Annotated in this window: 23 protein-coding genes; 14 read left to right on the plus strand and 9 right to left on the minus strand. The window is 36.3% G+C overall.

Translation table 11 applies throughout. The annotated features are described in order from the left end of the window. Window positions 1-7: 7 nt before the first annotated feature. Window positions 8-1,147, plus strand: coding sequence for a S1C family serine protease (locus tag BME96_RS11740; RefSeq protein ID WP_071649122.1), 1,140 nt, complete (start codon window positions 8-10; stop codon window positions 1,145-1,147). A gap of 119 nt (window positions 1,148-1,266) precedes the next feature. Beyond that, entirely contained in the window at window positions 1,267-1,365 is a 99-nt protein-coding gene (locus BME96_RS11745; protein ID WP_019376091.1) for a YjcZ family sporulation protein, read from the plus strand. 36 nt (window positions 1,366-1,401) lie between these two features. Here the strand turns inward: BME96_RS11745 and BME96_RS11750 are convergent, their stop codons facing one another. Continuing rightward, window positions 1,402-2,613: a CdaR family transcriptional regulator gene (locus tag BME96_RS11750; protein WP_071649124.1), complete on the minus strand. Its 1,212-nt coding sequence runs from the start codon at window positions 2,611-2,613 to the stop codon at window positions 1,402-1,404. Window positions 2,614-2,782: 169 nt separating this feature from the next. Between BME96_RS11750 and BME96_RS11755 the strand changes: the two genes are divergently transcribed. From BME96_RS11755 to BME96_RS11765, 3 genes are read left to right on the plus strand one after another with little or no spacing between them, the layout of a single operon-like run. Beyond that, a complete protein-coding gene (locus BME96_RS11755; RefSeq protein WP_071649125.1) occupies window positions 2,783-3,949 on the plus strand; it encodes an NAD(P)/FAD-dependent oxidoreductase in 1,167 nt (388 codons plus the stop codon). Window positions 3,950-3,969: 20 nt separating this feature from the next. Beyond that, a complete protein-coding gene (locus tag BME96_RS11760; RefSeq protein ID WP_071649126.1) occupies window positions 3,970-4,932 on the plus strand; it encodes an ornithine cyclodeaminase family protein in 963 nt (320 codons plus the stop codon). Between the two features lie 38 nt (window positions 4,933-4,970). Then, complete coding sequence (locus BME96_RS11765; protein WP_071649127.1) at window positions 4,971-6,437, plus strand: sodium/proline symporter; 1,467 nt, start codon at window positions 4,971-4,973, stop codon at window positions 6,435-6,437. Window positions 6,438-6,958: 521 nt separating this feature from the next. On the opposite strand, the gene BME96_RS11770 is transcribed toward BME96_RS11765, so the two are convergent. The 4 genes from BME96_RS11770 to BME96_RS11785 form a co-directional block, all read right to left on the minus strand. Then, the gene (locus tag BME96_RS11770; protein ID WP_071649128.1) at window positions 6,959-8,323 is read right to left on the minus strand and encodes a TrkH family potassium uptake protein; all 1,365 of its coding nucleotides are present in this window, start codon (window positions 8,321-8,323) and stop codon (window positions 6,959-6,961) included. 160 nt (window positions 8,324-8,483) lie between these two features. Continuing rightward, complete coding sequence (locus BME96_RS11775) at window positions 8,484-8,894, minus strand: YwpF family protein (protein WP_019376097.1); 411 nt, start codon at window positions 8,892-8,894, stop codon at window positions 8,484-8,486. 15 nt (window positions 8,895-8,909) lie between these two features. Continuing rightward, window positions 8,910-9,929, minus strand: coding sequence for a GTP 3',8-cyclase MoaA (moaA, locus tag BME96_RS11780; RefSeq protein ID WP_071649129.1), 1,020 nt, complete (start codon window positions 9,927-9,929; stop codon window positions 8,910-8,912). Between the two features lie 19 nt (window positions 9,930-9,948). Next, window positions 9,949-11,214: a molybdopterin molybdotransferase MoeA gene (locus BME96_RS11785; RefSeq protein ID WP_071649130.1), complete on the minus strand. Its 1,266-nt coding sequence runs from the start codon at window positions 11,212-11,214 to the stop codon at window positions 9,949-9,951. Window positions 11,215-11,378: 164 nt separating this feature from the next. On the opposite strand from BME96_RS11785, the gene BME96_RS11790 reads away from it, so the two are divergent. The 9 genes from BME96_RS11790 to BME96_RS11830 all read left to right on the plus strand — a co-directional run bounded on the left by BME96_RS11790 (window position 11,379) and on the right by BME96_RS11830 (window position 17,053). Next, window positions 11,379-11,699 carry a hypothetical protein gene (locus tag BME96_RS11790; protein ID WP_019376100.1) on the plus strand — a complete coding sequence of 107 codons (321 nt, stop codon included), beginning with the start codon at window positions 11,379-11,381 and terminating at the stop codon, window positions 11,697-11,699. 362 nt (window positions 11,700-12,061) lie between these two features. Then, window positions 12,062-12,268 carry a DUF1657 domain-containing protein gene (locus tag BME96_RS11795; RefSeq protein WP_019376101.1) on the plus strand — a complete coding sequence of 69 codons (207 nt, stop codon included), beginning with the start codon at window positions 12,062-12,064 and terminating at the stop codon, window positions 12,266-12,268. 76 nt (window positions 12,269-12,344) lie between these two features. Further along, on the plus strand, window positions 12,345-12,806 hold the full coding sequence (locus BME96_RS11800) for a hypothetical protein (RefSeq protein WP_019376102.1): 462 nt from the start codon (window positions 12,345-12,347) through the stop codon (window positions 12,804-12,806). 15 nt (window positions 12,807-12,821) lie between these two features. Continuing rightward, complete coding sequence (gene spoVAC, locus BME96_RS11805; protein WP_071649131.1) at window positions 12,822-13,301, plus strand: stage V sporulation protein AC; 480 nt, start codon at window positions 12,822-12,824, stop codon at window positions 13,299-13,301. Continuing rightward, window positions 13,301-14,317, plus strand: coding sequence for a stage V sporulation protein AD (gene spoVAD, locus BME96_RS11810; protein WP_071649132.1), 1,017 nt, complete (start codon window positions 13,301-13,303; stop codon window positions 14,315-14,317). Before spoVAC ends, spoVAD begins: the two co-directional genes overlap by 1 nt. Continuing rightward, entirely contained in the window at window positions 14,314-14,664 is a 351-nt protein-coding gene (spoVAE, locus tag BME96_RS11815) for a stage V sporulation protein AE (RefSeq protein WP_060680744.1), read from the plus strand. The genes spoVAD and spoVAE overlap by 4 nt, the downstream gene beginning before the upstream one ends. A gap of 12 nt (window positions 14,665-14,676) precedes the next feature. After that, on the plus strand, window positions 14,677-14,877 hold the full coding sequence (locus tag BME96_RS11820; protein ID WP_019376106.1) for a DUF1657 domain-containing protein: 201 nt from the start codon (window positions 14,677-14,679) through the stop codon (window positions 14,875-14,877). A 16-nt stretch (window positions 14,878-14,893) separates the two neighbouring features. Beyond that, on the plus strand, window positions 14,894-15,751 hold the full coding sequence (locus tag BME96_RS11825) for a DUF421 domain-containing protein (RefSeq protein WP_019376107.1): 858 nt from the start codon (window positions 14,894-14,896) through the stop codon (window positions 15,749-15,751). 72 nt (window positions 15,752-15,823) lie between these two features. Next, the gene (locus BME96_RS11830; protein WP_071649133.1) at window positions 15,824-17,053 is read left to right on the plus strand and encodes a dicarboxylate/amino acid:cation symporter; all 1,230 of its coding nucleotides are present in this window, start codon (window positions 15,824-15,826) and stop codon (window positions 17,051-17,053) included. Window positions 17,054-17,102: 49 nt separating this feature from the next. On the opposite strand, the gene BME96_RS11835 is transcribed toward BME96_RS11830, so the two are convergent. The 4 genes from BME96_RS11835 to BME96_RS11850 all read right to left on the minus strand — a co-directional run bounded on the left by BME96_RS11835 (window position 17,103) and on the right by BME96_RS11850 (window position 21,710). Beyond that, window positions 17,103-18,083 (minus strand): zinc-binding dehydrogenase, encoded by a 981-nt coding sequence (locus BME96_RS11835; protein ID WP_071649134.1) that lies wholly within the window; start codon window positions 18,081-18,083, stop codon window positions 17,103-17,105. Window positions 18,084-18,097: 14 nt separating this feature from the next. Beyond that, entirely contained in the window at window positions 18,098-19,021 is a 924-nt protein-coding gene (locus BME96_RS11840; protein ID WP_019376110.1) for an ArsA family ATPase, read from the minus strand. A gap of 31 nt (window positions 19,022-19,052) precedes the next feature. Beyond that, on the minus strand, window positions 19,053-19,310 hold the full coding sequence (locus tag BME96_RS11845; protein WP_019376111.1) for a cory-CC-star protein: 258 nt from the start codon (window positions 19,308-19,310) through the stop codon (window positions 19,053-19,055). Window positions 19,311-19,961: 651 nt separating this feature from the next. Then, entirely contained in the window at window positions 19,962-21,710 is a 1,749-nt protein-coding gene (locus BME96_RS11850; RefSeq protein WP_019376112.1) for a carbon starvation CstA family protein, read from the minus strand. Between the last annotated feature and the right edge of the window lie 42 nt (window positions 21,711-21,752).

Here is a 21,752-nt window from a genome sequence, read left to right on the forward strand (position 1 = left end):
AGAAGTTATGAAAAAAATTGATTTAAAACCAGTTATTCTATCTGCTCTACTCCTTTTTACCGCTTTTATAATTGCATTCAGTTTATATCAAAAATGGAGCGGAACAGAATTGACTATTAATAACCCCGCAATCACTAAAGTAACAACAGAATCAAAGCAGCTAGATTTAAAAACGATTATCCACGAGGCTGAAAAAAGTGTTATACAGATTGAGGGGCAGAATGAATTTAACACTATAACAGGCTCTGGTTTCCTTTTCAATGACAAGGGTGACATCATTACAAATGCTCACGTCATTCGTGATGCAGATGTATTGTATGTCAGAACAGCCAATGCCCAAATTTATCCCGCGGCGGTTGTGGGGATAGGAGAAGAAAAAGATGTTGCGGTTATTCGAGTTCCACAATTAGCAGATCAAAATTTAAACGTAGAGGAAAACAGCACCGTAGAAATAGGCGATGAAGTAATCGCCCTAGGAAGCCCTCATGGATTTCAAAATACAGTGACTTTAGGAATTATATCAGGTACGGACCGTAATTTTTCTGTAGATGGTTTCGATTATGAAAATGTTTATCAAATATCCGCACAAATTACACATGGAAATAGTGGCGGGCCTCTTATTGACAGAGAGACGGGAAAAGTTATTGGCATTAATTCCGTAGGTACTGAAGATGGATTAATTGGCTTTAGTATTCCAATGAATGAAGTTCTTTCGGATATTAAAAAATGGTCCAATGAAATGCAAAACACTCAGCTGGATTTTACGACTACCGCGGATATAATCCGTTCTCAAAATGATGAGCAATTCGTACAGGACGCTGAATATTTAATTGAATATTTTTTGGACAGTGTTAATATAAGAGATTATATAAATGCGTACTCTCTCCTTGGGAGCAATCTACAAACAGAAAACACGTACGCTGAATTTAGAGAAGCGTATATTAACATAGTAAACCTATCCTACTCTGAGCTTGAAAGTAAACCGACTGAAAATGACCAAATCAGCACAAGCACTACATTAAAAATAGAACTTAAAAACCAGAAAAAGGATACCCAAAAAGAGTTGAAGTCATTAAAATTGAATTTCTTGGTTGGTTATGAAAATGATCAACTTAAAATTGTAGATCTCAAGAAAACCGAATTATAGATCACTATAATCCTCTCTTTATTAAATAAAGAGAGGATTACTTGTAACTAAGCAAAACGTCTATACCGTTTCCGTATTTATTACATAGGCTATAAGTGAAAGAACAGGAGGTGAACAATATGGGTTACGGTTGTGGAGGCGGATATGGCAATAACTTTGCGCTAATAGTTGTGCTTTTTATCCTTCTAATTATTGTAGGTGCAGCTTTTTACTGTTAAGTATGAATAGCTTGTGCTATAGGCTTATAGCACAAGCTACTCATTCTGTTCTTTCCTAAAATCCCCCTTTAAAACTAGATAAAGCAACATACAATGATCAAACCGTCCCAGATCTAAAGAAGTTAATTTTTCAAGTTTATTCAGCCGATATATCAGTGTATTACGGTGAATATATAACTTAGCAGCTGTTTTAGTAACATTTAAGTTGTTATCACAATAGGTAATAAAGTTATTATAAAGATCATTAAAATGTGTGTTACTAAAAAGTTTTTTAAGTCGAAACATTAATTTATCATGGAGATCTTTGTCCAGTTGAAAGGGAATTAATTTAAGCAATATTTCCAAATCAAAATAACTATATATTGCTGGATTTATACATAAATTTTTTCCCATTTCGAGTAAATCTTCTGCTTCTTTGTAGGAAATATGCGATTGTTCCAATGTACCCACCGCAGTCCCGCTTGAGATTGTAATATTAGAAATACCCTTTTTCTTAAATATTTTTTTAAGCTCCATGCATTGATCCGGAAACTTTTCCATTTTATATATAAAATCACCTTCAGAATAAGATGGTTGCAATAACAATATTCTAGTAGTATTTAAAAATCCGCAAATCGTATTTTTATCTCTTTCAAATATTTTTTGAGCGTTCTCAACTAAACTTATTTTTTCGTTATGAATGGATAAAGAATGACTTGGGCGCATTACAATTTCCATTAAGTCTCTTCCTATATCAATAATTATACAAAACCTTGCAATATTAGGTTGCAAACCAATGATTTTACAGTATTTTAAAAACATTTCTTTATTTATATTTGGGTTTAAAATAAGATATTGCAGAAAAGATTCTACCTTTTTTGTTTCAAGTTCCTCCATCTGCTCCATATAATTTTCATGCCATCTCATTTCTACATACTTCTTTATTAACTCGGCATACGGCTTTACATTATCCGGATCCCCTACGATACCTAGTACACCTACTGTTTTAGAATCAAACTTTAAAGGTGTAGCTATACCTGGTAAAACGTTCTCAAGTTCAGCTGTTATTTCATTTGTAAATAAACAAGTTTTGTTTTTTTCTATTACTAATTTTGAAGCAGGATGAAATGTTCCAATTCTTCTGGAATTGCTATCCCCAATTATATAACCTTTCTCATCAGTTAAACTAATAGGAAATGGTGAAACTTCTGTAACCGCCTTCACTATGTTTTGTGCAACCTGACCGAAAAGTTCTATTACCCTCCCCACCCTTCTCTCTACCTCCTTTAGTATAAATTTATCTTAACATAGTTAACATAATTTTCGAAATTCAATTTTCTTCTTTATATTTTTGTTCATATTAACCATAGAAATCTATCTATATTTACGTTATAAATAAAATTAATATTCTCAATTTTTAACTAACAGGAGTGATTCTTTGGCGAAACAAACAGACGTAATCATAATTGGCGGTGGAGTAATCGGGTCAAGTATTGCATACAATTTATTAAACGACGGATATACAGGGGAAGTAACTGTATTTGAGAAGGATAAAGGTTATGAATTTGCTTCTACTCCTCGCAGCGCTGGAGGTATAAGGCAATTATTTACTACAGCAATTAACATTCAGATAAGCCGCTATAGCCTTTCAAAGTACAAAACGTTTGAAGAAGATATGAAGGTAGATGGAGACAAGGCAACTATTGATTTTCAAGATAGAGGATATCTTTTTCTTTCTAAAGATGGATCTTTTCAAGAATTAAAAAAACAGCATTTATTACAAAGGCAATATCAAGTCCCATCCCAAATAGTGGAAAAAAAGAATTTATTATCTATTATTCCTGAACTAAATATTACTGACCTACAAGGTGGCCTTTATTGTGCTGAAGACGGTTACTTAGATCCATACTCTGTAATGCAAGGTTACATTCGCAAAGCTAAACAATTAGGTGCTCGATATCATTACAAAGAAGTAAAAACCATTTTAACTGGCAGAAATGGTGTTAAAGGCGTTCAAACGACTGACAATGAAATACACCATGCTACAGTTGTTATTAATTGCGCAGGTCCATGGGGGCCAGCTTTAAGTGGAAAAATAGGACTTCCCTTGCCTGTTGTACCATTGAAGCGTCAAATTATTCAGTTCGATATAGCAGATCCTTTGGAGAAAGATCTTCCACTTACTGTTGATCCGACAGGGGTATACTTTCGTCATGAGGGAAAACACGTTCTCGCTGGTTTCTCTGAAAAAGTAGAACCTGGGATTAACTTTAAGTGGAAACGTTCCTTTTTTATTGAACAATTGTGGCCGATTCTTGCTAATCGAGTACCAAACTTTTCCCAAGCAAAGGTGAAGGGTGGATGGGCTGGAATCTACAGTCATAATACCATTGACCAAAACGCTATTATTGGAGTACATCCTGATATGGCCGGATATTATCTTGCCAATGGCTTCAGTGGTCATGGTATGCAGCAAGCGCCTGCTGTTGGAAAAGGTATAGCAGAGTTAATTATAACAGGTTCCTATCAGACATTGGATTTAACCCCACTACGATTTAGCCGTTTTAAAGAAAATGACTTAATCATTGAAGAAGCTATCGTATAATTTTTAGAGGAGGGTTATGGATGCTTTATCTAAATGAAAAAGAAATTCATAAAGCAATAACTATGGAAGAAATGATCGATGCAATAGATTATTGCTATTCAATTTATAGCACAGAACGATTTCAAATGCCTACAAGATCACAGGTTTTAGATGGAGTGAACACTTTACTCGTTATGCCCGCAATAACTACACAAGCAATCTCTACAAAATTGGTTACATCTTTCCCTAAGAACTTAGATTACCCAAGCATACAAGGACTAGTAATATTAAATTGCATTGAAACCGGTAGAACGAAAGCGATTTTAGATGGTTCGTGTCTTACTGCCATAAGAACAGGAGCGATCGGTGGCTCAGCTATTCGGCATTTAGCTAAAAAAAGTGCTCATGCTGTTGCGATTATAGGTACTGGTCTCCAAGGGTTATATCAGGCTATCGCTGCAGTTACAGTTATTAAAATTACCGATATCTACTTATATAACCGTACAAATTCAAAACTAAAGCCCTTTGTAACAAGCTTAAGGAATCAAATAAACTCTGACATAAACATACATTTGATGGAGTCTGTCGAAGAAGCAATTTTAAATGCCGATATTATTATTACAGCAACCTCATCTATCACTCCTGTACTTCCTGACAACAAATCTCTGCTTGAAAACAAGCTAATTATTGGGATTGGTTCCTTTCAGCCAAGAATGAGAGAATTACCGGAAGCTGCATTTCATTTATCTAATCAAATTATCATTGATAGTGATGATGCCATAAAAGAAACGGGTGATCTTCAAATTCCTTTATCCAACAAATGGATCTCTGAAAACCAGATTCAAACAATGTCCTCCCACCTTACTAATAATCACAGTCCAAATTATTCAGACAATAGGAGTATTATTTTCAAATCAACTGGTATGGCATTATTTGATAATGTTGCAGCTGTTTCCATTTATGAAAAAGCCTTACAAAAAGGAGTTGGTCAAAAACTAAATTAAATCAAAAATGTAAGCGATTACAAAAATGGAGGGGTATTATGAAGATTATTATTATAGAGTTTATCATTTACTGTATTGCAATTATTGGCATCGGATACTACTTTAGCAAGAGAAGTAAGACACAATCGGATTTCTTACTAGGCGGAAAGAAACTCCCTGGTTGGGCATTAGCATTTTCAGAAAGAGCGACCGGTGAGTCAGCATGGTTGTTATTAGGTTACACGGGTTTTGTATTTATGACAGGCTTGTCAGGTATATGGGTAGCTGCAGGTATTGCATCGGGTATCATTTTCTCATGGTTGTTTTTAGCCAAACGATTTATGAAGGAAACAGATAAATATAGTATCTTGACTCTTCCAGATTACTTAGCTGTTCGCTTCGGTAAAAAAGCTAACATAATAAGATGGTTAACTAGTTTATTAATTGCTGGATTTTTAATGTTTTATGTTGGGGCACAAATGGCTGGGGCAGGAAAAATGCTATTTATCACTTTTGAATGGACACCCACAACAGGTATTATCTTAGCAACCATTGTCATTATAATAATAGCTTTTGCTGGTGGATTCATATCTGTCGTATGGACAGATATGATTCAAAGTGTGATGATGGTTATTACTCTTGTAGCTCTTCCAATTGTTGCATTCTTCCATCTTCAATCCAATGATATTTCTATCAGTCAATCCTTAGTCTCTGCCGGGTCATCATTTAATTCGTGGTTTGGAGGGTTAACTGGCTTTGCCTTAGGAGTGCTTTTCTTCAATAATTTCGCTTGGTTTTTTGGCTTTCTTGGGGGCCAACCTCAATTGAGTGCACGGTTTATGGCATTAAAAAATGATCGGGAAGCAAAACATGGAAGTATTGTAGCAGTGGTATGGACTTTTCTGGCATATGGAGGTGCATTTTTGATCGGTTTGTGCGCTATAGCAATGTACGATCAAGGTTCTTTTGGAGATGTGGAAGTATTATTGCCAACAATGATACTGCAACTTATGCCACCATGGATAGCAGGACTATTACTCGCAGGTGTTTTAGCCGCGATTATTACAACAGCCAATTCCCAATTACTTGTAGTTACTGGGTCAATTAGTGAAGATATTATCCATAAAGCTATTGGAATTAAACTTACTGATAAACAATTAGTATGGTTATCCAGAATTATGGTTGTCCTCTTTGGATTAATTGGCATGATTATAGCTCTTGTTTCCGAATCCTTGCTTTATCTGGTAGTTGGATGGGCATGGGCCGGAGTCGGGTGCACCTTATCACCTGCAATTCTAATGACCTTTTTCTGGAAACGCTATTCAGGAGCCGGTGTTATAGCAACTGTCGTTTCCGGTTTACTATCAACAGTGTTATGGATATCTACACCTTTGGAAGAAATGATTACCTCCCGATTCACAACCTTTTTCATAGCTTTATTTTTTGGTATTGTATTTAGTCTGCTGTTTCCTGATAAGAAAGAAAAAACAAGTACTAGTGAATTGACAGATGAAAAGGCTTTATGATTTTTAAGAAGATAAATAAGTTATGTGGCATAATATTGCTCATATAGTCTCAAAAGTATTGCATTCCGGGGTCTCACCGATGCCTCATCTCCCCCAGTAGTCTCAGTATTTTTCCTTCGCTACTATTTAGAAAAATTGCGTCTGCATACCCCAGAATATGCTGTGTACGAATTGATTGGAGTGGAGGGCGGCGACTCCTGCCGGAATAGCATGAGGTGAACACCCTGGACGGAGCGTAGCGGAGGAAGCGGCTGAGGCCATGCCGGGCGGCAAAGAAGACACTGTGAGGTTACGAACAGATGTCGCGCTTGTACCCGGAGGTGTGAAAGCGTCCGCCTGAAACGCAAATCAATGGGTGCTTCCTCTGTAAAATGAATTACTTCATTCTCCACAAATTACGTCACAGTTTATTTATAATGCGAAACATTATAATTCCAATATACATTTTAGGAAAAGAATTTAAAGGCTGCCCTCAATAAGTAAATCTTTTCAGAATACTATCAACGGCAGCCTTTATTAAATTATCCAATAATAATCTTTTCCTTAGGGAAATGATATTTACCACTTTTTTTGTTGCTCTTAAAAATAAATAGTAACGAGATGATTCCTACCCTTCCAATAAACATCAGAATCATTAAAACTATTTTGCTAAAGGTAGTTATTTCACTTGTTATTCCTAAGGAAAGTCCAACAGTTCCAAATGCAGATGTAACTTCAAATAAAATCTGTGTTAACGAAAATGGTTCAACGATCGTCATAATAAGTACAGAGAAAAAAACCAATATAACTGCCATCATTACCACAGTCACCGCTTTAAGAAGGTCTTCTTCATATACTTCCCTCTTAAAAATTCGAATGCTGCCTCCACCTCTTGCATAGGTGATAATAAATATAACGGCCAAAGCAAAAGTTGTCGTTCGAATTCCTCCACCCGCACTACTTGGAGAAGCTCCAATAAACATTAGCAACGACATAAAAAGATGGTTCTGCTCTGTTAATTGACTTACATCCATGGTTGATAATCCACCACTCCTCGTAGTTACAGCCTGAAAAAGGGCGTAGAAAAAAGATTCATGCCAGGTTTTTCCAACGAAAAAATTGTTTATATCAAACAGGTAAATAAATATTGTTCCAATAACAATAAGAATAGCAAATGTGCTTGTAGTAACTTTTGTATACAGACTAAAACGCATAAATCTTTGATTATCCGACTTGGAAAATATGTATTCTTTTACTTCAATTAAAACTGGAAATCCAATAGCACCAAAGATAATAAGTAGGATATTAATAAACTGGACAAAGTAATCATCTTTAAATGGAATTAGCGACTCGCCAGTTATGTCAAATCCACCGTTCGAAATTGCACTAATTGTGCCAAAAAAACCGTTTAAATAAGCCTCTTTTGCTGTCGGAAAATATTGAAGGTAATAGGTACCTAACACGATAAATCCAATTAGTTCTATAGTCAACAAGACATACACTATTTGTTTTATTAAACGTACCATTCCTTCAAAAGTATGTTGATTTTGGTCTGTCATTATTAGACGTCTTTCCTTCAAACCAATTTTTTTGCCTAAAAAAAGCCAAATAAAAGTACCAATTGCCATAACACCAACTGCGCCTAATTGAAGAATCAAAGCAAGCAGAATTATTCCGGTTGTACTTAGAGTATCCGCAATCGTAATAGAGCTTAAACCGGTCACACTAAGAGCACTTACTGCTGTGAAAACAACATCAATAAAAGGAATTTCCACCCCTTCTTGATAAGCAATAGGTAGTGACATGATGGCTGTTGAAAGTAAAACTGCCAAAAAGTAAAATATTAATAACACCTGTACAGGTGTCAATTTATTCATCCAATATAAAGATGGATAACGAAGTTTCATAGCTATTCTCCTTATTTCATGCATTCATAGTTCCTATAAATTCTCATATCATTATACCAGTAGCTTTTTAAAATTGCTTGAATTTTTCTTTTTACTGTATTACTGCTCTATATTAAAACGAATAAATGACCCTATTAAAGGGTCATTTCAATAATATATGCTAGGTTAGCTCTTTAAACTTTTTAATTAAGTTTTTTCCTTCGTATCCTTGTTCAACCAATTTGACAAGCATCTCTTCAATTTTACTTTTTTGCCTGTCTATAATTGTACCAAGAAACAGTACATTCATGTCTGAACCAATCTCATTAATACTTACAATAGAAGTGATAAAAGTTGCATAATCATTACTTTCTTTTGTAATTTTAACTTGAATCATAATTTCATCTCTTATTTCTTTCATACGATTAAATAATGATAAATAAGAATGGTCCACATATGCTTCTATTGTCCATTGATTGCGTTCGTCCTCACGATTAATAATCAGACCATCTTTTAATTCTATGCTATGCTTTTTAATTTCTTCGCCTTCCTGTTCAAGGATTTCCAATGATTTTAGTTTAAAGGTTTTCAATGCCTTCCCCCTCACCTATCCACCGATATACGACATCTCAATTTTTTTACGATTTGTATTTTTTTGTTCCATTCGTTCATCTGAATAGCGATCTTTTCTTCTACCCCAAAGTGAAGCCAACTCATCTGTAAGTTGCTCTCCTTCAAGTCCATTTCTAATCTTCTCTTTTATATCAAAGCCTTGAGAAGCAAACAAGCAAGTATAGAGCTTTCCATCTGCTGACAAACGGATCCGGGTACAAGTACTACAAAAAGAATCTGTAACAGAAGAAATTACACCGACTTCTCCACCACCATCTTTATATCGAAAACGAGAAGCTACTTCTCCATAGTAGTTTTCAGTGGCTGATTCAAGGGGGAGTTCTTCATTAATCTTAGAAACAATTTGTTTCTTGGAAACTACATTATCAAGATCCCAGCCATTATGGTTACCAACATCCATAAATTCAATATAGCGTAAGATAATATCTTTGTCTTTAAAGTACTTTGCCATTGGAATAATTTGACTTTCATTCATTCCTTTTTTAGCAACCATATTTATTTTCACTTGTAAACCTGCTGCTTTTGCTGCTTCAATACCTTTTAAAACAGGAAGTGTACCAACAGCTCTTCCATTAATCTGTTTAAAAACCTCGTCTTCTATTGCATCCAGACTTATGTTAACGCGTTGAAGTCCTGCTTCTTTTAATTTGTGAGCTCGCTTGGGTAATAATATTGCATTAGTTGTTAAAGCGATATCAGCAATTCCAGGGATTTCATATAATCGAGAAATAAGCTTGTCCAAATCTTTCCTTAACAACGGCTCTCCACCAGTTATTCTAATTTTCTCTACACCAAGCTGGGCAAATGCCTCCGCCAATTGTACTATTTCGTTAAAACTTAATAATTCTCCTTCTGGGAGAAATGCATAATCATTTCCAAAAACTTCCTTAGGCATACAATAGGTACATCGCAAATTGCATTTATCTATTACAGAAATTCTAAGATCTTTTAAAGGGCGTCCCAGATGATCTTCGATTGGTACTCTATTATTCACAGGAATCCTCCTTCTACAATCAATTGAAATCCTGTTGTCCTTCATAATTATTTAATAATAAAATTTCAACTTCATCTCCTATTTTAAACCCTCTTGTCCCACCTGGCAACACCATGAGACAATCAGAATATGCCAATGAAGTGACAACATTTGATTTATCAATACCAGCTACCTTTGTATAAACTTTCCCCTCTTTATGAACAACGTAACATCTTACAAATCTGGTAAAGGGGTTAGGTTTTGGAAATTCATCAGCAAGTGTTGCTTTTATTCGCTTTAAATATGGTGTTGTACTAAACTGACTGACTTGAATAATTGGTCTTAAGAACAGTTCGCCACCAACATAACACGCTGATGGATTCCCGGATAAACCAAACAACAACTGATTTCCCAGCACTGCAACTGTAGTTACACTTCCTGGTCGCATTGCAATTTTATTAAATAGTACCTCTGCACCTAACTTTTCATATATCGCTGGCATAAGATCAAAATCACCAACGGATACGCCGCCGGTTGTTACCAAATGATCTACCTCTTCAAGCGCTTCTTTGATCGTTTCATAACTCGATTCGAGTTCGTCTGCCAACTTTCCTAAATATTTTGGAGTACCTCCTGCTCTTTCAATTTGGGAGGAAATCATATAAGCATTTGAATTTCTGATCTTTCCAGGTCTTAATTCCTCATCTACATCCAATAATTCTGTACCTGTGGCAATAATTCCGATTACTGGTTCTCTAGCAACTTTGACGCTGCTATAACCAAAAGTTGCCAGGGAAGCAATTACACCAGGGGTGATCATAGTTCCTTTTTCAATAAGTACCTCCCCCATTACAACTTCAGAACCCTCTTTAATTATATTTTGGTCCATCTCCATTTTTCGTTTTAAAGAAACGTACGTTTTATCATCTTTTTTATACGTTTTACATATCTCAAACATAGCTACACAATCTGCACCCTCAGGAATTTGTGCCCCAGTCATAATTCTGGTTGCCTGATCTTTATGTAATTTTTTAGTTGGCACCTGACCTGCTCCTATATGTTCAACTACTTCAAATTCAATTGGTGATTCTAAAGAAGCTTCATTTGTGTCTATAGAACGTAAAGCAAACCCGTCATAGGGAGATTTATGAAAGGAAGGCACATTATTTGTTGCAACAACTTGTTGAGCCAGTCTTCTTTGATGGCTCTTTTCAATAGGTACTTCTTCCACTATCCCTATACTTGCATAGCTCATTACTTCCTTAATTGCTTTTTCTACAGGAATTGGTTTGCGAATTTCAACCATAATTAAAACCTCATTTCCAGTTCTACTTCTATACTTAAAGTGTAACAAATCTAATGGTCAATTGATATCAATTATATCTTACAGCTCTATTTATATAAGGTTTGGTTTCAAAAATTATTGGGTACATATTTATTAATGATAACTAACTACAGAGGGGTGTAGATATGAATGAGATATCTTCTTATCAAATTTATCTAAATAACAAAATTCCGACAAAAGACATTATTAGGATCCATCAACTTGCGGTAGAGAGTAGTTATAATATTTACTTATATCGAGACAGCGCTATAGCAGACGCAAGAAATTTACCCAAGCTTATTTCATTCTTTTTTCTAAGTAGCAAGAAAAAAAGCATTAAACTTATTATTGATGGAGAAGACGCCAAAAATTGTTATAAAGAAATTAAACAAATTCTTGATAACCATATCGAAGCTCAGTTACGAGCAGAACATAAAGTCTATAATAACCAGTCAATCGTTGTTTAATTGTTACTTACATCTAACTTAGCGAACAAAAAATTAATTAAATGACCCATTTCACACCACTATAACGTGGTGTTTTTTATTTGGCTACAATGTTCCCGTCTTTCGGAACAGTTCACTCCTACTGCGTTGTAAATGAAGCTACATTAATTACTTTACAACAGTTGCATGAAGTTCTTACATTTATTAAATCACTCTATTGAGTAAAGGTTAGTTAATTGCATAAACTGTGATCATTAAATTCTTCATCCAAACACTCTACATAGTTTTATGAACAGCCGATATTGGAAGAATATAGAAGTATATTTCCTGCTTTAAAAACCAACCTAAATAGTGTTGATATGCATGATAAAGGAGGAAGACAAATGACTGTTGGAAGCCAAGTAAAACAAACAATTGCCGGGTTAAAAAGTGCACAAGCAAGTTTTGAACAATTTGCCTTGCAAACAGAGAATAAACAAGCGAAGCAATTGTATGAAAATGCCGCTCAGCAGACGATGACAATTTTGCAAAGTGTTGAGCCTAGAATTCAACAGCTTGAAAAAGAAGAACCTCAATATAAAGGTTTTTAATAAGAGAAAACAGAATCAGGGATGTATGGGGAAAGCCCATCTCCCTTTTTATTACATGAATGGATGAGTGAACAAGATGAAAAAGGTTAAACTATTAACAATTGTATTATTAACTATAACTTTATTCGCCTGCAACAGTAACAATGCATTAGAGCCAACAAATAAAAATAATCATGTCGAGCTCACTAAAATTTCCACTAATCAAGCGATAGATCAGCATGCTTCAAATGAAGCAAAAGAATTGTTAAGTAAATATAAAGAAATTATAAAAGTCAACGCTGTTAATACAGAGAAAGAGTTAATCGCTACAGTAGAGGTTAGACACCAAGCTAGACTTCAATTAAGTGAGATACGTAAAAAACTTAAAAATAAACTTGTGAAAAACTTTCCTGACTACAAGGTTGAGCTATCAACTGACAAAAAGTTAGTCCTTGAAGTAGAAAAAGCAGAAAAACAAATCGAAGAGAACAGTTATACTTCTAAAGAATTAAAAAAGAAAGTCAAAGAATTAATTGAACTATCTAGAGAACAAACATAGAAAGAGGGATTTGGCGTGGCTGATAAAAAGAAAAAAAACCTAACTCCTGAAGCACAGCAATATCAATCCTATCAAAAAAAAAGAGAAGTAAAACGGCCAATCTTTAAAAATTGTATTAAAGCCTTTTTTGTAGGTGGCACAATCTGTCTTATTGGCCAAGCCATTTCTACATTTTACATTTATTATTTTGATTTCACAGAGCAAACAGCCGGCAATCCAACTGTCGCCACTCTTATTTTCATAACTATGTTTCTTACTGGCTTTGGAGTATATGACCGTATTGGCCAATTTGCAGGTGCCGGCTCTGCTGTTCCAGTTACAGGTTTTGGAAATGCTGTTGTTGCTTCAGCTATCGAGCATCGTACAGAGGGATTTGTGCTGGGGGTTGGCAGCAATATGTTAAAACTCGCAGGTCCTGTAATTGTTTACGGTGTTTTTTCGGCATTCGTCGTAGCGCTTATTAAAACAATATTAATAAAATGGGGTGGGTTATAATGCTTGTCGGCCATCAAACATGGATGTTTAAAAATAAACCAACTATTATTTCCACTGGCACGGTCGGCGGACCCTTTGAAGCGAATGGGCGAATTGCAAATGATATTGATATTTTGCACGACGATATGTGGATAAAACAGGATTCTTTTGAAAAAGCACAACGGACCATGATGGAAGAAGCATGTCAAATTGCATTAAAAAAAACAGATGTGGAGAAGGAACAAGTACAGTTTTTCATAAGTGGCGACTTAATTAACCAAATAACCCCTTCTACATTTACTGGTAAGACACTAGACATACCTTACTTTGGTTTATTCAGTGCCTGTGCAACTTCAATGGAAAGCTTAGCCCTAGCATCTTCTATAGTCAACTCTGGAGGGGCAAACTATATACTAAGTGGGACATCCAGTCACAACGCTGCAGCAGAGAGACAATTCCGCTATCCAACAGAGTATGGAGGTCAAAAACCCCCGACAGCCCAATGGACAGTGACAGGTGCAGGTTGTGCGTTACTAGCAAACAAAGGAACTGGTCCTGTAGTAACCTCAGCTACGATTGGCAAGGTCGTAGACATGGGGATTACCGACCCGTTTAATATGGGAGGAGCAATGGCCCCAGCAGCAGTAAATACGATAGAAGCACATTTTAGAGATAGAAATATCGATCCATCCTATTATGACCTAATTATCACTGGGGATTTAGGCCACATTGGTAGAGAGGTTTCTCTAGATTTAATAAATGAAAGAGGATTAGTAATACCTGAAGAACAATATGTGGATTGTGGGTTAACCATTTATCGAGAAGATCAACCCGTATTATCTGGAGGAAGTGGTACAGCTTGTTCAGCGGTTGTCACCTATGGTCACTTTCTAAACAGAATGAAAGAAGGAGAAATCAATAAGATGTTAGTTGTCGCCACAGGCGCTTTACACTCTCCACTAAGCATCCAGCAAAATGATTCCATTCCATGTATCGCCCATGCAGTATCAATCGAATCAGGACGTGATATTTCATGATATTCTTTTGGGCATTTGTCATAGGTGGTTTTATATGTGTTATTGGGCAAATATTATTCGATGTATTTAAGTTGAACCCTGGGCAGACATTAACTATTTTAGTTATTTTAGGAGCTATATTAGATGGTTTTGGATGGTATGAGCCATTAATTGATTTTGCAGGTGCTGGAGTAACTGTGCCCATTACCAGCTTTGGTAATTCATTAGTACATGGTGCGATGGCAGAAGCTGAAAAACATGGTTTGATCGGTGTTGTCACTGGTATGTTTGAAGTCACAAGTGCCGGTATCTCAGCAGCAATTATATTCGGAGTTATCGGGGCAATTATTTTTAAACCAAAAGGATAGAAGGTGTTTTAATTGACTGTTGGGTCTCAAGTTAAAAGTTGTTATTCTTCTATAAAAAGTGTGGAAGCAGGCTTAAGTCTTTTGGCAAGCAAAACACAGGACGTAGAAACACAAAATAAATTCAATGAAGCACAAAAAATTGTTACCACCGTAAAGGAAGAATTAAAACAGCAAGTTACTCAACTTGCGAAACAAGAACCTCAATATAAATAAGAAAGGATATATGTTTATGCCGGAATGGTTTGTAATTGTGTTAAAATCAGTCATTTTATTAATAGTGTTATTTTTTATGACAAAATGGCTTGGAAAGAAGCAAATCTCCCAATTAAATATCTTTGAATATATTTCTGGCATCGTTCTGGGAGGCATCGTGGCTATTCATACGATTGAACCAGAACGCAATATATTCTATGGAATAATTGCCATGTTTATTTGGTTTATTGTCCCATTTGCTGTAGAATTTATTGCCCTAAAAAGTAAAAGCTTTAGAAATTTCACCCAAGGTAAAAGTACTGTTCTTATTCAAGACGGAAAAATTATGGAGGAAAATCTAAAAAAGGAGGGCTACTCTACTGATGATCTACTGGAGAAGTTGAGAGATAATGATATTTTTTTAGCTTCGGATGTAGAGTTTGCCGTATTAGAGCCATCTGGTTCACTTAGTGTTCTCCCTAAGAAGGAAAATCAACCCTTAACAGCAAAAGATTTAGGACTAAAACTGGCACCAGAAAAGGAGCCGCAGACTGTGGTGATGGATGGGAAGGTATTATTAGAGCCTTTAGCTAACCTTTCCTTAAATACCAATTGGTTGGAAACAGAGTTAGATAAATTAAATGTCAGTATTGAAAATGTGTTTCTTGCCCAAGCAGATAATAACGGGCAACTTACTATCGATCTCTATGATGATAAACTTGCCGTACCACAACCAACAGAGGCAAAATTGCTTCTGGCAACTTTAAAAAAATGCCAGGCTGATTTGGAATTGTTCGCTTTAGAAACCAATAATATACAATCCAAAGAATTATATGAAAGAAATAGTAGAAAATTGCAGCATGCAACCGAGTTAGTACAACCTTATTTAAAATAAATTCTTTCTTCCATCCCTATCTTGATGTACAATAAGATATTATTATATCTAAACAAGAAAAGGATGACTCCTATGAAAGAAAAAATGAAAGCTTATCGCTTTCCAATTATTTTGCTTCTTTCCATTATAATCGGGTCCGTCATCGGACTTATTTTTGGAGAGAAAGCAATGGTAATAAAGCCTCTTGGGGACTTATTTATAAACCTTTTATTTATGGTCGTTATTCCATTAGTATTCTTCACAATATCTTCTGCCATTGCAAGCATGGACAGTATGAAACGGCTTGGTAAAATTATGGGGTCTATGATTACTGTTTTTGTTGTAACAGGGATCTTTGCGTCGATATTTATGCTGATTGCAACTGTGATTTTCCAACCAGGATCTGGAGTAGATATTCCGCTTGAAAATCCAGGAGAACTAGAAGAAATGACTTTATCAGAACAATTGGTAAATACATTTACTGTCTCTGATTTTGTAGACTTGTTTTCACGACAAAACATGCTGGCTTTAATAGTATTCTCTGTTTTGGTAGGTGTTGCTACTGGCATTACAGGTGAAAATGGCAGATCTTTCACTCGTTTTTTAACAAGTGCATCTGAAGTATTTATGAAGCTGGTTCAACTAATTATGTATTATGCTCCAATAGGGCTTGGTGCATATTTTGCTTCACTTGTGGGAGAATTTGGCGCTGATTTAATCGGTGATTATGCAAAAGCAGTAATTGTTTATTATCCTGTATCTATATTGTATTTCGCCATAGGCTTTACGCTATATGCCTTCCTTGCGGGTGGAAAGCTTGGAGTAACACGTTTTTGGAAAAATATTTTGTCTCCAGCAGCTACTTCTCTAGGCACAGGTAGTAGTATAGCTTCTCTTCCTGTTAATTTACAGGCGGCAAAGCGAATAGGCGTCCCTAAAGATGTACGTGAAACAGTACTTCCTCTTGGTGCGACTATACATATGGACGGATCTTGCTTGTCTGCTATGCTTAAAATTGCATTTGTCTTTGGTGTATTCAATATGGATTTCACTGGAATAGATACCTTTTTAACTGCAATCGGAATTTGTCTATTATCAGGCATTGTGATGAGCGGCATTCCTGGTGGAGGGTTTATGGGCGAAATGATGATTATAACATTATATGGTCTTCCTATGGAGGCTCTGCCAATCATTTCTGCTATTGGGGTTGTAGTTGATCCACCTGCCACGATGATTAATGTGACTGGAGACACCGTATCAAGCATGCTTGTAACCAGGCATCTTGAAGGAAAAGATTGGATGGATAACGTAGAAGTAAGTTAATAATTGAATAACACTCTATAAATTAAAAAGACGGGGAGATCCCGTCTTTTTAATTTATTTTGATAGCTATCTTTCCAAATTGCTCGTTCTGTTTTAATAGGTCAAAAGCATCCTGCATTTCATCCAAATTATATATACTGTCAACTACTGGTCGCATAGAGAAGTTTTCTATATGATTTAATAATGCTGTTAATTCTTGACGGCTTCCCATTGTCGAGCCAAACAATTGGTATTGCCCGTAGAAAAAAGCACGCAGATCAAGATCTATGGTATCCTCTGTTGTCGCTCCAAATACAACCATTCTGCCACCTTTTTTAAGTACTTCCAAAGAACGGTTAAATGTTGCTTTCCCTACACTGTCTATAACTAAATCCACAGTTTCTTTTTTTAACTTACTTGTCCAATCACTATCATTAGTGAGAGTAATATCAGCACCAAGCTCTTTTGCCTTTTGCAGCTTGTCTTGACTACGGGAGCTTACAATTATTTTTGCACCCACATTTTTAGCAAATGATATTAGATATGTTGCAACCCCACTTCCTGCTCCCGGTATAAATACAGTATCCCCTTTTTTTATTTCCCCTTTGGTGAATAAAGCTCGATAACCGGTCAGTGCAGACAAAGCAAGTACACCTGCTTCATCCCATGTGAGATGACTTGGCTTTCTTTCAACTTGCTCGGCAGAAATAGCTATTTTTTCAGCAAATGTTCCGTGATCAGGCATTCCCAAAATGTCAAAACCTTTGGGAGGCGCATCACTATTTCTGTCCCAGCGAAGCGCAGGATTTATAATCACTTCATCACCTACTTGGAATTCAGTTACTTCCTTACCAACAGAATCTATAATACCCGCTCCATCCGAACCGAGAATCAATGCATCCTGCTCTTCACCTCGTCTATTTGGTATATATAAATCTCTTCGATTCAAACCTGCTGTGCGAAGTGAGACTACTACTTCGTTATCTAGAGCAACAGGATCAGGCATCTCCTTTATTTTTAATTCACCAAATTCATGTACGAAAGCCTTCAAAATAATCTTCCTTTCTAATAAAAACTGCTAAATTCAGCCAGTTCATCTTTTTTTGTAATATCGTGGCTAAATAATGGTATAAATATTTTTTCCTGATGATTAAATGTTTTTTTAATTAAATCTAAATATTGCTGCTGGTGCTTTCTACGTTGAAGAAAGAACCCCCCATCTGCGTGATTAGGAAGTACTTTATTTATTATCAATGTTTTCACGGGAAGCTCATATTGGTCAAGTAATTTGATTGCTTTTTCTGTTTCCATAATAGGAAGTCTTTCGGGATTTAACACAAAAACAAAACCTGTCAATGTATCATTTAACATAATTTCCCTTACTTTTGAAAAACGCTCTTGTCGTGTTTTGAGCACTTCATATATTGGATCTTCAACTGGAACTCCGTCATTTAACAATTGGGTATAGTTTTCATTTGCTTTTTGTCTTTTTTGCAGGAGCCCTTCAATCCAAACACCCATTAACTCAGGTAGAGATAATAGACGGATCGTATGCCCAGTAGGTGCAGTGTCAAATATTAGTTTATCAAAGTTTTCGCTTTCCTCTAATATTATTGAGATCAGCTTATCAAATAACGCTGCTTCATCTGCTCCAGGCGAGGCTTTAGCAGTATCTAGCTGTCGATGTACTTCTTCCATCATACTTGATTGAACTGTTCCTTTAATATTATCTTTTACGGTATTAATGTAATTTGTAGTTTCTCTTTCTGGATCAATTTCCAGGGCATACAGCATGTTATCTACCTGTGTAATATCTCCGCCAATTTTTTGACTGAAAATATCTCCTAAATTGTGGGCTGGGTCTGTTGATACTAGTAATGTATTATATCCTTTTTCTGCTGATTTCCAGGCAATAGCAGCGGCGGAAGTCGATTTTCCAACTCCCCCCTTACCCCCTACAAAAATAATTTTCTTACTAAAATCGATCATCGTATATCACCTTTTCCATGTTAATAACTTGTCAGCAGCAACGGATGCCTGTTAATGGAGACTTTTCCATACCCATTCTCAAATGCCAGTCATGAAACTTTTCCATCATGTATGGGTATAATTCAAGTGTGTAATAATAGACTGGGTTTGGTATCCCAATCATCTCTGAATATAGCAGGAGCATGAACAAGTCGTCTTCATCTCTTAGTTCACGAGCAATTTCCTGACGATGTGGCATACTTAATACTTCATCGTAAAACTGCACTAATTTTTTTAGTTGTTCAAACATAATACTGCTCCTTTACCAAATGATAGAATTTGAAAGCGATTTGTATTTTAGGTTCTAATATATATGTTGGGGTTGTTCAATTTTTCGGAAAATAGATAAACTCGAACTAACTAAGAATATAGAGGCTGCGTAAATCACCGCTACGGGGAAATATTCCGCTTTCCGCGGGCGGCTGATGAGCCTCCTCACGCTACGCGTTCCGGGGTCTCATCGAGGCCTCTCCTCCCGCTGGAGTCTCCATATTTCCCCTTCGCTACTATTTACTATTATATCTACGAAGAAAAATTGCGTTCGCATACACCCAGTATGTGTTGTGTAAGAATTGATTGGAGTGGAATGCGGCGACTCCTGCCGGAATAGCATGAGCTGAAGACCCTGCACGGAGCGTAGCGGAGGAAGCGGCTGAAGCCATGCCGGCGGAAAGCGTCCGCATGCAACGGAAATCAATGGGGCTTACCTCTTCAACTACTTCAGTGAGCTTTCCAGCACATAACCTAAACACGAATAGTTACTTCGGAGTTTATTCCAACAAGGAATGTACGAGATGTGTTTGTACCCCAACATTTGCAGTAGAACCGTATTTTAATGTAACTTCTCTATAGTGAAACTTATGTATGAAGAGGGACCATTTTCATGATCCCTTTTTAATCCCTATCCGTAATTTTCAGTATCATCATCCAATGGTGTTTCCTGTTTACCTGATAAGACAGAAAAAGCAGTTAAGATAATCCAAATGGCAAACACAAATATAATTGCTCCAAGAACAAATAGTAGAGTATTTGAGTTACTTCCAAACCACGACCATTCAAATAATACCTGCTGGAACATAGCATACAAAGTCATGAACATCAGGAAAATCATCGGAATTAATACAACAGCATAGTTTCTTCCTAACCGTTTTAGCCATACAGCAATTAGCATTAAACTAATCCCTGCTAACAATTGATTTGCTGTTCCAAAGAGCGGCCATAATTGGTATCCTCCAGAACCAAAACCTTTCGGACCTTCTGGCAACAACACCAAGGCTGCACTGGAAACAACGGCCACAGTTGTGGCAACATGAGTTTTTGTCAAAGCAGGGACCTTGTATTCCACACCAAGTTCAGCAATAATATATCGCATAAGTCGTACAGATGTGTCTAATGTTGTAGCAGCGAAACTCACTACAATTATAGAAACAATCGTAGTTGCTATATCTGGAGGAATTGCTAATCCACCTGCCAGACCTGCCGCCCCTTCTACAAATACTCCTAATCCAGCTCCATTAGCAGCAGAAAAGCTACTATATGTTGCCAAAAATTCATCCGTATTTGCAAAGAAAGTTGCTACCGCAATAATAGAAACTAACGCTAGTACGCCTTCCCCAACCGCACCTAAATAACCTACCATGCGAGCATCTGTTTCTTTATCCAATTGTTTTGAAGAAGTCCCAGAAGATACAAGCCCATGAAACCCAGATATAGCACCACACGCTATAGTTATAAATAATAATGGCAACCATGGTGTATCCGGATTAGCATTTGTAACTGGAGCAGTCATCTCGGGATTTGTAAACAACAGACCCAAATATAATATACCTAAACCTACAACTAGTTGGTGAGAGTTAATAAAATCTCTTGGTTGTAGTAACTTCCAAACCGGCAAAGTGGAAGCAATATAAACATATATCATAAGAATTACAATCCAAATTAGAAATGCAGTGGAAACTGCACCTAGTCCAAATAATCCAGACCCATCTTCTCCACCCATGTATTGTACTAAGTCGATCTGCAAAAAGCCTACTTTGCTAGCTAAGATGGCAGCTAAGTACATTGCAGCCAAAGCAAAGAGTGAAGGTACCAGCATCTTTTTATTTCGTTTGTAAACCGCATGACCAATCCAGATTGCAAGAGGAATTTGGATAAATACTGGTAGAACACTAGCTGGATAAGAAATAAACAAATTAGATATTACCCAAGCAAAAACTGCATTAACCATTAATACTAGTATTAAAATAATAAATAAAAACAAAATTTTCGCCCTTTGACCAACAAGTCGATGTGCTAATGTACCAACAGATTGACCTTTATTACGGACTGAAAGAACCAATGTACCAAAGTCATGCACTCCAGCAGCAAAAACTGTCCCCAGTATCACCCATAAGAAGGCAGGTAGCCATCCCCAATACACAGCTATCGCTGGACCTAGGATTGGGGCTGCCCCAGCAACTGAAGTAAAGTGATGCCCCCATAATACAAATTTATTAGTAGGGACAAAGTCCACCCCATCTTTATACCGATGTGCTGGTGTAACATAGTTAGGGTCTAAACGAAAAATCTTTTCAGCTACAAATTTTGAATAATAGCGATAACCTAATGACAATACAACAATACCTAGTAATGCAACCAAAATTCCTGACATGAAAATCCCCCCTTAAAATTTTTTAGGATAGCTAGAAAGACT

Origin of the sequence: Virgibacillus halodenitrificans (assembly GCF_001878675.1) — a bacterium.
GTDB classification, from domain to species: Bacteria; Bacillota; Bacilli; order Bacillales; family Amphibacillaceae; genus Virgibacillus_Q; species Virgibacillus_Q halodenitrificans.